Here is a 13,021-nt window from a genome sequence, read left to right as displayed (position 1 = left end):
GGGAACAGATCTTTGCGCTGGGTCTGTGAAAATTGTGTTGTCTGCCCCAGCCCCTTCGCGGGCGTGCCCGCCAAGGGGCCGGAACAGGCGACATCAGTGACCGGGCAGATACGGCCAGTCATCAGCCACCAGAAACACCCGCTCTGCTTCCTGCCAGGCACCATCGGCATCAGGTTCCAGTCGCACCAGCAACTGTGCGGGTGCCTGCTGCTCCAGCACATGTAGCCAAGCCGCGAAGTGCTCCGCCTGCCAGCATTCAGCCGACTCGACCCGCGCCGACGCCAGCCAGGCATGCCGCGGCAGCGGCTGCCAACGCTCGCCTTCCCCCATCACCCAGTCCCGCCGCCGTAGCCAGCGCCCACGCAGATGCTGCGGGTTGGCGCGCTCGGGCGCCTCGGCATGCTCAGGCCATGGATAGAACAGGTAGCCACCCAGCCACATATGCGCCTGGACCTGCTCCACGCCTAGCTGAACCAGCGCTTGACGACTGTGCACCCCCTTCGACATGGGCAACTGGTGCCCCGCCAGGTGCGCCAGCTTGGTCCCCAGCCGGTCATGGCAACCTGGCCCCAGCCAGGCATGGGGATCGTGCCCGGCACCTTCCGGGCCCAGGTACAGCTTGATCGCCAGTTCCAGATGGTGCACGCCGTCACCGTCGCGCAGCAGCACGTCCAGCTCACCCAAGGTATGCCCGCCATCGCGGATGGCCAGGTTGGCCGCCAGCAGCTCGACGCCCGGCGCCTGGCTCAGGGCGAATTGCCACAGGCGTTCGTAGTAGTGCCCCAGACGCCGGCTGCCGAGCTTGGCCAGCCACTCGCGCAACGGCCGATCCTCCTCCTCCAGCCCCCGCAACCACTGCTCCAGACGCTGCGGTTGCTGCGCCCACAGGCTGCCGGCCAGCGGGTGGCGCTGGGGGCAGGGCGGGGCGCTGAGCAGGGGCGGCGACAGCAGGGCCCAGGCCAGGTCACGCACGGCCGGGCGCTGAAGTTGCCGGGGCAGGTCTTGGAGTTGGGCGAATGGCGTCATCCTGCGAGCATAGCCGGTTTGCCGCTGCCCGGTGGTTTCGCCCATAATCGGCGCATCGTCACCCGCCGCAGAGCCTCGCAGGAGCCCCATGGAGCAATTTCGCAATATCGGTATCATCGGTCGCCTTGGCAGCTCGCAGGTGCTCGACACCATTCGCCGACTGAAAAAATTCCTCCTCGACCGCCACCTGCACGTGATCCTCGAGGACACCATCGCCGAAGTACTGCCCGGCCATGGCCTGCAAACCTCCACCCGCAAGCTACTGGGCGAGGTCTGCGACCTGGTTATCGTGGTTGGCGGCGACGGCAGCCTGCTGGGCGCCGCCCGCGCCCTGGCCCGGCACAACATTCCGGTGCTGGGCATCAACCGTGGCAACCTGGGCTTTCTTACCGACATTCGCCCCGACGAGCTGGAAGAAAAGGTCGCCGAGGTGCTCGACGGCCACTACCTGGTGGAAAACCGCTTCCTGCTGCAGGCCGAGGTGCGCCGCCACCATGAAGCCATTGGCCAGGGCGATGCGCTGAACGACGTGGTACTGCACCCGGGCAAGTCCACGCGCATGATCGAGTTCGAAATCTACATCGACGGCCAGTTCGTCTGCAGCCAGAAGGCCGACGGCCTGATCGTCGCGACCCCCACCGGCTCCACCGCCTATGCGCTGTCGGCCGGTGGCCCGATCATGCACCCCAAGCTCGATGCCATCGTCATCGTGCCGATGTACCCGCATACCCTGTCGGGCCGGCCGATCGTGGTCGACGGCAACAGCGAGCTCAAGATCGTGGTGTCCAAGGACCTGCAGATCTACCCGCAGGTGTCCTGTGACGGCCAGAACCACTTCACCTGCGCCCCCGGCGATACCATCACGGTCAGCAAGAAACCGCAGAAGCTGCGCCTGATCCACCCGCTGGACCACAATTACTACGAGGTCTGCCGTACCAAACTGGGGTGGGGCAGCCGCTTGGGGAGCAGTGACGACTGATGCTCGATCCGGCGCGAAGTTTTGACATCATCGGCGATGTGCACGGCTGTGCACTGACCCTTGAACGCCTGCTCGACGCCCTCGGATACAAGCGCGTGGCCGGCGTGTGGCGCCACCCGCGACGTCAGGCGCTGTTCCTGGGCGATATTGTCGACCGTGGGCCACGCATCCGCGAGGCGCTGCACATCGTCCACGACATGGTCGAAGCCGGCCAGGCGTTCTGCATCATGGGCAACCACGAGTACAACGCCCTTGGCTGGGTCACCCCGGCGCTGCCCGGCAGCGGCAAGGCCTACGTGCGCGAACACACGCCACGGCATGCCCGGCTGATCGACGAAACCCTGACCCAGTTCGCCCACCACCCCGGTGACTGGCACGACTTCGTCAATTGGTTCTATGAGCTGCCGCTGTTCATGGACGCCGGGCGCTTCCGCCTGGTGCACGCTTGCTGGGATCCGCAGCTGATCGAGCACCTGCGCCAGCAGTACCCCGACGGGCGCGTCGACGAGCACTTCATCCAGGCTTCGGCCGTGAGCAACAGCTTCGCCGCCACCGTGTGCAACCGCTTGCTGCGCGGCACCGACATGCGCTTGCCGGACGGCCTGACCCTGACCGGTGGTGACGGCCTGACGCGGGCATTCTTCCGCACCAAGTTCTGGGAAGAAGACCCGCAAACCTACGGCGACATCGTGTTCCAGCCCGATGCCCTGCCCGAGGAGGTGGCCAGCGCACCGCTCAGCCACAGCCAGAAGAACGCCTTGCTGCGCTACGCCGAGGACGAGCCGCTGTTGTTTGTCGGGCATTACTGGCGCAGCGGTCACCCGGCGCCGATTCGCCCCAACCTGGCCTGCCTGGACTACAGCGCGGTGCTCTACGGAAAGCTGGCCGCCTACCGGCTGGATGATGAAACCCGCATCGACCCGCACAAGTTCGTCTGGGTCGACGTCGACCGCCCACAGGCCAACCAATGAACATTATCGAAGTGATGCGCCTGCCGCTGTCGGTCGACCTCAGCGGTTTCATCCACCTGCTACAACGCCTGCAGGTGCCGCACCGAGTCAGCGAGGAGGGCGACGCCCAGGTCCTCTGGGCCCCCGACACCCTCGCCGAAGATGTGCTGCAACTCTACCAGCGTTACCCCGACGGCAACGCCGACCTGGCCGCCAGCGCCGACCCTGTAGCAGCGGATTCACCCGCGAATGCCCCCGCCCAGCCTTCCCTGGTAGCGCAGGCCAAAGCCTGCAAGATCACCACTCTGACCCTGCTGCTGTGCTTCATCGTCGCCGGCCTGACCAACCTGGGCGACAACTTCACCACCATCAGCTGGTTCACCTTCCTCGACTTCCGCGTGCAGGGTGACTACCTGTACTTCACCCCGCTGGCGCAAACCCTCGACCAAGGCCAGTGGTGGCGGCTGGTATCGCCCATGCTGCTGCACTTCGGCGTGCTGCACCTGGCCATGAACAGCCTGTGGTACTGGGAGCTGGGCAAGCGCATCGAACTGCGCCAAGGCCCGTGGCTTTTGCTGGGCCTGACCGTGCTGTTCAGCCTGGTGTCCAACCTGGCCCAGCACTACACCAGTGGGCCGAGCCTGTTTGGTGGCCTGTCTGGGGTTTTGTACGGCTTGCTGGGGCACATCTGGTTGTACCAGTGGCTGGCGCCCAATCGCTTCTTCAACCTGCCCAAAGGCGTGCTGGTCATGATGCTGATCTGGCTGGTGGTGTGCCTGACCGGTGTGGTCGGTACCCTCGGCCTTGGCCAGATTGCCAACGCCGCCCACGTCGGCGGGCTGCTCATCGGATGCCTGACCGGGCTCTTGGGTGGGGCGCTGGCCCGGCGTAAACTGTCGGCTTGAATCAGGAGACACTATGTCCACTTTCGCGCAAATGATTGAAAACATCACCCCGGAAATCTACGAGAGCCTGAAACTGGCCGTGGAAATCGGCAAATGGTCTGATGGCCGCAAGCTCACTGCCGAGCAGAAAGAGCTGTCGCTGCAGGCGGTCATCGCCTGGGAGATGAAAAACCTGCCTGAAGACCAACGCACCGGTTACATGGGCCCGCAGGAGTGCGCGTCGAAGTCCGCACCCATCGCCAACATTCTGTTCAAGTCGGACTCGGTACATTGATCGAACTCGCTCGTGGCTCGTTGAGCAAGATGGCGGTAAGCCTGCAGGCACCCGTAGTGCAATACAGCTTCCGCCTGGATGACACGCAGGTGGCGGTCAACCCCCTGATCGGCCAGCGCCTGCGCCTGGAATACCTTGGCGCCATTCACTGCAGCCATTGCGGCAAGCGCACCAAGACCAGCTTCAGCCAGGGTTACTGCTACCCGTGCATGACCAAGCTGGCGCAGTGCGACGTGTGCATCATGGCCCCGGAAAAGTGCCACTACGACGCTGGCACCTGCCGCGAACCGTCGTGGGGCGAACAGTTCTGCATGACCGACCACGTGGTCTACCTGGCCAACTCGTCGGGGATCAAGGTCGGCATCACCCGTGCGACCCAATTGCCTACCCGCTGGCTCGACCAGGGCGCCAGCCAGGCGCTGCCGATCATGCGCGTGGCCACCCGCCAGCAATCCGGCCTGGTCGAAGACGTGCTGCGTAGCCAGGTGCCTGACCGCACCAACTGGCGTGCGCTGCTCAAGGGCGATGCCGAGGTGCTCGACCTGCCGGCCATCCGCGAGCAGGTCTTCGAGGCCTGCGCCGATGGCCTGCGCGAGCTGCAGGGGCGCTTTGGCCTGCAGGCGATCCAGCCGCTGCCGGATGCCGAAGTGGTGCAGATGAACTACCCGGTCGAGGCCTACCCGACAAAGATCGTCAGCTTCAACCTCGACAAGGACCCGGTAGCCGAAGGTACGCTGCTGGGCATCAAGGGCCAGTACCTGATCTTCGACACCGGTGTGATCAATATTCGCAAGTACACGGCCTACCAGTTGGCCGTGCTCCAGTAAAAAGGACCTGCACATGCGTACCGAACAACCGCAAGTGATCTACCTGAAGGATTACCAGGCGCCCGAGTACCTGATAGACGAAACGCACCTGACCTTCGAGCTGTTCGAGGACCACACCCTGGTCCACGCGCAGCTGGTGATGCGCCGCAACCCGGCTCGCGGTGCAGGCTTGCCGCCGCTGGTACTGGATGGCCAGCAGCTGGAGCTGGTCCGTGCCTCGCTGGACGACCAGGAACTGCAGCCCGCTGACTACCAGCTCGACATCGACAGCCTGACGGTTCAGCCGAAAACCGAACGCTTCACCCTCGACACCAGCGTCAAGATCCACCCCGAGAGCAACACCGCGCTGGAAGGCCTGTACAAGTCGGGCAAGATGTTCTGCACCCAGTGCGAGGCCGAAGGCTTCCGCAAGATCACCTACTACCTCGACCGCCCGGACGTGATGAGCACCTTCACCACCACGGTGATCGCCGAGCAGCACCGCTACCCGGTGCTGTTGAGCAACGGCAACCCGATCGGCAGCGGGCCGGCAGAAGACGGCCGCCACTGGGCAACCTGGGAAGACCCGTTCATGAAGCCGGCGTACCTGTTCGCGCTGGTGGCCGGAGACCTGTGGTGCGTCGAAGACACGTTCGTGCGCCAGTCAGGCCGCGACGTGACCCTGCGTATCTACGTGGAACCCGAGAACATCGACAAGTGCGACCACGCCATGGTCAGCCTGAAGAAGTCCATGCGCTGGGACGAAGAAGTCTATGGCCGTGAATACGACCTGGACATCTTCATGATCGTGGCGGTCAACGACTTCAACATGGGCGCCATGGAAAACAAGGGCCTGAACATCTTCAACTCCAGCTGTGTGCTGGCCCGTGCCGAAACCGCCACCGATGCCGCCCACCAGCGTGTCGAAGGGGTGGTCGCCCACGAATACTTCCACAATTGGTCGGGTGACCGTGTCACCTGCCGTGACTGGTTCCAGCTGTCGCTCAAGGAAGGCTTCACGGTGTTCCGCGATGCCGAGTTCAGTGCCGACATGAACTCGCGTACGGTCAAACGCATCGAAGACGTCGCCTACCTGCGCACCCACCAGTTCGCCGAAGACGCCGGCCCAATGGCCCACCCGGTGCGCCCGGACAGCTTCATCGAAATCTCCAACTTCTATACCCTGACCGTGTACGAGAAGGGCGCCGAAGTGGTGCGCATGGTCCGTACCCTGCTGGGCGCCGAGGGCTTCCGCAAGGGCAGCGACCTGTACTTCGAGCGCCATGATGGCCAGGCAGTGACCACCGACGACTTCATCAAGGCCATGGAAGACGCCAACGGCGTCGACTTTACCCAGTTCAAGCGCTGGTACAGCCAGGCCGGCACCCCGCGCCTGGAAGTCAGCGAGGCGTACGACCCCGCCGCGCAGACCTACAGCCTGACGTTCCGCCAGAGCTGCCCGCAGACCCCGGACAAGGCCGCCAAGCTGCCGTTCGTGATCCCCGTGGAGCTGGGCCTGCTGGATGCTGCCGGCAACGACCTGCCGCTGCAGCTAGTCGGTGAAGCGGCTGGGCAAGGGACCAGCCGCGTGCTGTCGGTGACCGAGGCCGAGCAAACGTTCACCTTCCAGGGCATCCAGGCCAAGCCGCTGCCGTCGCTGCTGCGTGGTTTCAGTGCCCCGGTGAAACTGAGCTTCCCCTACGACCGCGACCAGCTGATGTTCCTGATGCAGCACGACAGCGATGGCTTCAACCGCTGGGAAGCGGGCCAGCAGCTGTCGGTGCAGGTGCTGCAGGAACTGATCGGCCAGCATCAGCGCGGCGAAGCGCTGAAACTCGACCAGCGCCTGATTACCGCCCTGGGCACAGTGCTCGGCAACGAAGCGCTGGACCCGGCCATGGTTGCCGAGATGCTGTCGCTGCCAGGTGAGGCTTACCTCACCGAGATCAGTCAGGTGGCCGACGTGGATGCCATCCACGCCGCCCGCGAGTTCGCCCGCCAGCAAATCGCCGCGCAGTTGTTCGATGCCTTGTGGGCGCGCTACCAGGCCAACCGCGAGGTGTCGCGCAGCACCGCCTATGTGGCCTCTGCCGAGCACTTCGCCCGCCGCAGCCTGCAGAATATCGCCCTGTCTTACCTGATGCAGAGCGGCAAACCGCAGGTGCTGGCAGCGACGCTTGAGCAGTTCGAGCAGTGCGACAACATGACCGAACGCCTGACTGCGCTGGCGGTACTGGTCAACTCGCCGTTCGAGACCGAGCGTGCGAAGGCGCTGGAAGCCTTTGCCGAGCACTTCAAGGACAACCCGCTGGTCATGGACCAGTGGTTCAGCGTGCAGGCGGCCAGCGCGCTGCCGGGCGGGCTGGCCCGGGTCAAGGCGCTGATGCAGCACCCGGCGTTCACCCTGAAGAACCCGAACAAGGTGCGTGCGCTGATTGGTGCGTTTGCCGGGCAGAACCTGGTCAACTTCCATGCGGCGGATGGTTCGGGGTATCGCTTCCTGGCAGACCTGGTGATCGAGCTGAACGCGTTGAACCCGCAGATTGCCTCGCGTCAACTGGCACCGCTGACCCGCTGGCGCAAGTATGACGACGCGCGCCAAGCGCTCATGAAGGGCGAGCTGGAGCGCATTCTGGCGTCTGGCGAGCTGTCCAGTGATGTGTATGAAGTGGTGAGCAAGAGCCTGGCTTGAGTTTTCTGTAGTCAGTGCCGGCCTCTTCGCGGGTAAACCCGCTCCCACAGGTACTTCACCGTTTTCATGGATGGTGTAGCACCTGTGGGAGCGGGTTTACCCGCGAAGCTTTTTGGGCCGACAACAAAACATAACACCCCGCCCGTTGTACTCCCGCCAACATCCCCGCTACGATCCCTCAAGCTATTGCAGGCCTCTAGACCAGGCTTTTCGCAGTACCTGCAATGCATTGACCCGCCAAATAAAAACACAAAGGGGACAGTCATGAGGGAACAGAACAGGCAACTCGCCTGGCCATTGGCAGCCGCAGCGGTACTGGCGCTGGCACTTGGCACGTGGGCCGACAGCGTGCAGGCCGCTGCTGCTGACGAATACTCCACCGAATCGGCCAAGGCCAGCCAAAGCCTGCTGATCGGCGCCACTCATGCCGGCAAGCGCCTGGTGGTGGTGGGCGATCGCGGCCACATTCTGTTCTCCGACGACCAGGGCACCACCTGGACCCAAGCCCGCGTGCCTACCCGGCAACTGCTCACCGCCGTGTTCTTCCTCGACGACAAGCGCGGTTGGGCCGTCGGCCATGACGCGCAGATCCTCACCAGCAACGACGGCGGTGCCACCTGGAGCAAGCAGTTCGAGGACCTGGCCCGTGAAGCGCCCTTGCTCGATGTCACCTTCCTCGATGCCCAGCATGGTTTTGCCGTGGGGGCCTACGGCGCCTTGCTGGAAACCACCGACGGGGGGCAGCACTGGCAGGACGTGGCGGCGCGCCTGGACAACCCCGACCAGCTGCACCTGAACGGCATCGCCCGGGTCCGTGATGCCGGCCTGTTCATCGTTGGCGAGCAGGGCGGCATGTTCCGCTCTGCCGATAACGGGCAGACCTGGGCCAGGGTACAGGGCCCCTACGAGGGCTCGCTGTTCGGCGTGATCGGCACCAGTACCCCCCACACCCTGCTGGCCTACGGCCTGCGCGGCAACCTGTTCCGCTCGGCCGATTTCGGTGACAGCTGGCGGCCGATCGAGCTCAAGACGGCGCGCGCCACCCTCGAATTCGGCCTGGCAGGCGCTACGCTTGTCGAAGATGGCAGCCTGGTGCTGGTCGGCAACGGTGGCAGTGTGCTGCGCAGCACCGACGACGGCCAGACCTTCAGCGTCTACAACCGTGCAGACCGCATCGCCCTGGCCGGCGTCAGTGGCCTGGCCAATGGCGGCCTGCTGCTTGTGGGGCAGGGCGGGGTGCACCTGGCTACCGCGCAAGGTGCCGATGAGGTGCGTCCATGACCAGCAGGGAGAGCATCACCATGCACCCGCACCATCAGGACAAGGCCACGCTGCTTGAACGCCTGATCTTCAACAACCGCCCGGTGGTCATCGCCCTGTGTGTGCTGATCAGCATTTTCCTGTTCTGGCAGGCCACGCAAATCCGCCCTTCCACCAGCTTCGAGAAGATGATCCCGCTGCAGCACCCGTTCATCGAACAGATGATGGAGCACCGCAACGACCTGGCCAACCTCGGCAACACCGTGCGCATTTCGGTGGAGGCGGTCAACGGTGACATCTTCGACAAGGACTACATGGAAACCTTGCGCCAGATCCACGACGAGGTGTTCTACATCCCCGGTGTCGACCGTGCCGGGTTGAAGTCGCTGTGGAGCCCCAGCGTGCGCTGGAGCGAGGTCACCGAAGAGGGCTTTTCCGGTGGCGAGGTGATACCCAATACCTACAACGGCTCGCAGGACAGTCTCGATACCCTGCGCGATAACGTGCTCAAGTCGGGCCAGGTAGGCCGGCTGGTGGGCAACAACTTCAAGTCCAGTATCGTCGACGTGCCGCTGCTGGAAAGCTACCCCGACCCGCAGGACCCGGGCAGGCAGGTGAAGCTGGATTACCAGCAGTTCTCGCACCTGCTGGAAGAGAAGATCCGCGACAAGTTCCAGGCGCAGAACCCCAATGTGAAGGTGCACATCGTCGGCTTTGCCAAGAAGGTGGGTGACCTGATCGACGGCCTGGTCATGGTGGCGATGTTCTTCGGCGTCGCCCTGGCGATCACCTGGGTGCTGTTGTACTGGTTCACCTGGTGCATCCGCAGCACCATCGCCGTGCTCATCACCACCCTGGTCGCAGTGGTCTGGCAGCTGGGGCTGATGCATGCAGTGGGTTTTGGCCTCGACCCATACTCGATGCTGGTACCGTTCCTGATCTTCGCCATCGGCATTTCCCATGGGGTGCAGAAGATCAACGGTATCGCCTTGCAATCGAGTGATGCCGATAACGCACTCACGGCTGCCCGGCGTACCTTCCGTCAGCTGTTCCTGCCGGGGATGATCGCCATCCTCGCCGACGCGGTGGGCTTCATCACCCTGCTGATCATCGACATTGGTGTGATTCGCGAATTGGCCATTGGCGCTTCCATCGGCGTGGCTGTGATCGTGTTCACCAACCTGATCCTGCTGCCGGTGGCCATCTCCTACGTGGGCATCAGCAAGAAGGCCATCGAGCGCAGCAAGAAGGACGCAACCCGCGAGCACCCGTTCTGGCGCCTGCTGTCGAACTTCGCCAGTGCCAAGGTAGCGCCGGTGTCGGTAGGGCTGGCGCTGCTCGCCTTTGCCGGGGGGCTGTGGTACAGCCAGAACCTGAAGATCGGTGACCTTGACCAGGGCGCGCCGGAGCTACGCCCCGACTCGCGCTACAACCAGGACAACAATTTCATCATCAGCAACTACTCGACCAGCTCCGACGTGCTGGTGATCATGGTCAAGACGCCTTCGGAGCAGTGCTCGATCCACTCGACCATGGCGCCGATCGACGAGCTGATGTGGACCATGCAGAACACCCCGGGCGTGCAGTCAGCGGTTTCCCTGGTGACCGTGTCCAAGCAGGTGATCAAGGGCATGAACGAGGGCAGCCTGAAATGGGAAACCCTGTCGCGCAACCCGGACATCCTCAACAACTCCATCGCCCGTGCCGACGGCCTCTACAACGGCGACTGCTCGTTGGCGCCGGTGCTGGTGTTCCTCAATGACCACAAGGCCGAAACCCTGGAGCGGGTCACTGCCGTGGCCAAGGCATTTGCCGACAGCCACAACAAGGAAGGCCTGCAGTTCCTGCTGGCGGCGGGTAACGCCGGGATCGAGGCGGCGACCAACGAAGTGATCAAGTCGGCCGAGCTGACCATTCTGGTTCTGGTGTACATCTGCGTGGCAGTGATGTGCCTGATTACCTTCCGTTCGTTCGCTGCAACCTTGTGCATCGTGCTGCCGCTGGTGCTGACCTCGGTGCTGGGCAACGCGCTGATGGCCTACATGGGCATCGGCGTGAAGGTGGCGACCTTGCCGGTGGTGGCGCTGGGTGTGGGCATTGGCGTGGACTATGGCATCTACATCTACAGCCGGCTGGAGAGCTTCCTGCGGGCCGGGCTGCCGTTGCAGGAAGCGTATTACCAGACCCTGCGCTCGACCGGCAAGGCGGTGCTGTTCACCGGGCTGTGCCTGGCCATCGGCGTGTGTACCTGGATCTTCTCGGCGATCAAGTTCCAGGCCGACATGGGGCTGATGCTGACCTTCATGCTGCTGTGGAACATGTTTGGCGCGCTGTGGCTGCTGCCGGCGCTGGCGCGGTTCCTGATCAAGCCGGAGAAGATGGCGGGCAAGGAAGGTGGGTCCATTTTCGCCCATTGAGTCGCAGATGGCCGCTTTGCGGCCCGATTGCCGGCAAACCAGCTCCGACAGGTACAGCGCAAGCCCCCAGGTTTGTGTGGCCCCTGTGTCAGCTGGCTTGCCGGTGATTGGGCTGCAAAGCAGCCCCAAGGTTATAATGCCGACTTCTTTCAGATTGGTACCGCCATGTCTCCCCTCGCTACCGCCCTGCAATCCTGCGACATGCTCCTGATCGACGGTCTGCACGCCTTCGACTTCACTGCCGACGCGTCCGGCCTCACCGTCGAATGCATGGACGGCCGCCAGCTCCGCCGTTGGTCCTTCACCCCTGAACAAGTCGCCGCCGCTATCGCCTCAGGTGATGAGTGGCAACTCAACGATGCCAACGGCGAGCATCGGCTAGTCTGTATGAGTGCCTTTCGCGCCCCGGATGAAGACCACGATGAACCGGATCTGGACGAGCCTGCTGACCGCTAGCCTGATGAGCCTGACTATCCACGCCCATGCCGCGACATTGCTGGTGGGCAGTTATACCGATGGCGCCAGCCAGGGTATCTACCGTTATCAGTTCGACGAAAAGCGCGGCCAAATCGACCCGACCCCGCAGCAAGTGGTGAAAAGCGTCAGCCCGTCGTGGCTGGTGCTGTCAGCGGACCAGCGCCTTTTGTTCGCGGTCAATGAAACCCCGGGCGGCCACGCCAGCAGTTTCAGCATCAGCGCCAAGGGCGAGATCAAGCCGCTCAGCCAGGTGCCCACCCAAGGCGATGAGCCGACGCATGCCAGCCTTAGCCGCGACCAGCGCTACCTGTTCGTGGCCAACTACGCGGTCAAGCCTGACCCTGGTGGCAGCCTGGTGGTGATCCCGGTGGCCAGGGACGGCAAGCTCAAGCCCGTGTCGCAACAGGCCCGGCACAAGGCAAGTGGGGTGAACCCCGAGCGCCAGGCCGGTGCCCACGTGCATTCGCTGGTGCTGTCGCCGGATGGCCAGCACCTGTATGCCAGCGACCTGGGTGCCGACAAGGTGTTCATCTACCGCTACGACGGTGCCAGCCAGGAGCAGCCATTGAGCCCGGCCATCCCGGCCTCGGTGGACTTGCCAGCCGGCAGCGGGCCACGTCACCTGCTGTTCGACGCCAAGGGCCGGCATGCCTACCTGACGCTGGAAATGAGCGGTGAAGTGGTGATGTTCGACGTCCAGGACGATGCCCTGGTCGAGCGCCAGCGCCTGCCGTTGACCGAACGCAGCGAGGCGGCAGCCAAGGCAGCGGGAGGCCTGCACCTGTCGGCGGACGGGCGCTTCCTGTATGTGAGCAACCGCGGCACGGCCAACGAGATCGTGGTGTTCAGCGTTGGCAAGGACGATGGCCAACTGGCGTTGCTGCAGCGCCGCTCGGTGGAGGGTGACCACCCACGGGAATTTGCCCTCGACCCGAGTGACAACTTCCTGCTGGTGGCCAACCAGAAGAGCAACCAGATCGTGGTGATACGCCGTGATCCCCGTAGCGGCAAGCTGCTGGAGACGGTGCAGACACTGCAGCAGGATGCGCCATCGGACCTCAAGTTCATCGAGTGATGATGTGTGAGGGTTTGCTGTTGGATGTTTAGCGCCTGTGAGATCGAGCGCCGCCCGCGCGGCGCATCGCGAGCTGCGCTCGCTCCTTGTATGTTGTGTCTGACCTGGCCAGAGAGGTTATTCTCGTCAGGTTCAAGAAGCACTTCCGGGGAGACCGATC

The 13,021-nt window shown here is 63.8% G+C and carries 11 protein-coding genes; 10 read left to right on the top strand and 1 reads right to left on the bottom strand.

Features of this window, described 5'->3' with window-relative positions:
* Positions 1 to 93 precede the first annotated feature (93 nt).
* Positions 94 to 1,071, bottom strand: a complete 978-nt coding sequence (locus OO258_RS22800) for a DUF1853 family protein (protein ID WP_266032907.1) — start codon at positions 1,069 to 1,071, stop codon at positions 94 to 96.
* Positions 1,072 to 1,114: 43 nt separating this feature from the next.
* Here OO258_RS22800 and OO258_RS22795 point away from each other — a divergent pair, with 43 nt between their 5' ends.
* The 10 genes from OO258_RS22795 to OO258_RS22750 all read left to right on the top strand — a co-directional run bounded on the left by OO258_RS22795 (position 1,115) and on the right by OO258_RS22750 (position 12,861).
* Positions 1,115 to 2,005: an NAD(+) kinase gene (locus tag OO258_RS22795; RefSeq protein ID WP_009683749.1), complete on the top strand. Its 891-nt coding sequence runs from the start codon at positions 1,115 to 1,117 to the stop codon at positions 2,003 to 2,005.
* Complete coding sequence (locus OO258_RS22790) at positions 2,005 to 2,976, top strand: metallophosphoesterase (RefSeq protein ID WP_266032903.1); 972 nt, start codon at positions 2,005 to 2,007, stop codon at positions 2,974 to 2,976. The genes OO258_RS22795 and OO258_RS22790 overlap by 1 nt, the downstream gene beginning before the upstream one ends.
* Complete coding sequence (locus tag OO258_RS22785) at positions 2,973 to 3,860, top strand: rhomboid family intramembrane serine protease (protein ID WP_110748235.1); 888 nt, start codon at positions 2,973 to 2,975, stop codon at positions 3,858 to 3,860. Before OO258_RS22790 ends, OO258_RS22785 begins: the two co-directional genes overlap by 4 nt.
* A gap of 13 nt (positions 3,861 to 3,873) precedes the next feature.
* Positions 3,874 to 4,134: a YeaC family protein gene (locus OO258_RS22780; RefSeq protein WP_003260154.1), complete on the top strand. Its 261-nt coding sequence runs from the start codon at positions 3,874 to 3,876 to the stop codon at positions 4,132 to 4,134.
* Positions 4,131 to 4,961, top strand: coding sequence for a DUF2797 domain-containing protein (locus OO258_RS22775; RefSeq protein ID WP_110748231.1), 831 nt, complete (start codon positions 4,131 to 4,133; stop codon positions 4,959 to 4,961). The genes OO258_RS22780 and OO258_RS22775 overlap by 4 nt, the downstream gene beginning before the upstream one ends.
* Positions 4,962 to 4,974: 13 nt before the next feature.
* On the top strand, positions 4,975 to 7,632 hold the full coding sequence (gene pepN, locus OO258_RS22770) for an aminopeptidase N (RefSeq protein WP_266032894.1): 2,658 nt from the start codon (positions 4,975 to 4,977) through the stop codon (positions 7,630 to 7,632).
* A 264-nt stretch (positions 7,633 to 7,896) separates the two neighbouring features.
* Positions 7,897 to 8,913 carry a WD40/YVTN/BNR-like repeat-containing protein gene (locus OO258_RS22765; RefSeq protein WP_266032891.1) on the top strand — a complete coding sequence of 339 codons (1,017 nt, stop codon included), beginning with the start codon at positions 7,897 to 7,899 and terminating at the stop codon, positions 8,911 to 8,913.
* A gap of 20 nt (positions 8,914 to 8,933) precedes the next feature.
* On the top strand, positions 8,934 to 11,309 hold the full coding sequence (locus OO258_RS22760) for an efflux RND transporter permease subunit (protein ID WP_266033077.1): 2,376 nt from the start codon (positions 8,934 to 8,936) through the stop codon (positions 11,307 to 11,309).
* Positions 11,310 to 11,474: 165 nt separating this feature from the next.
* Positions 11,475 to 11,765: a DUF5629 family protein gene (locus tag OO258_RS22755; protein ID WP_266032889.1), complete on the top strand. Its 291-nt coding sequence runs from the start codon at positions 11,475 to 11,477 to the stop codon at positions 11,763 to 11,765.
* Positions 11,731 to 12,861, top strand: coding sequence for a lactonase family protein (locus OO258_RS22750; protein WP_266032886.1), 1,131 nt, complete (start codon positions 11,731 to 11,733; stop codon positions 12,859 to 12,861). Before OO258_RS22755 ends, OO258_RS22750 begins: the two co-directional genes overlap by 35 nt.
* Positions 12,862 to 13,021 lie beyond the last annotated feature (160 nt).

Source organism: Pseudomonas sp. DCB_BI, assembly GCF_026240995.1.
Lineage (GTDB): Bacteria > Pseudomonadota > Gammaproteobacteria > Pseudomonadales > Pseudomonadaceae > Aquipseudomonas.
This window is presented reverse-complemented; position numbering and strand designations above follow the sequence as displayed.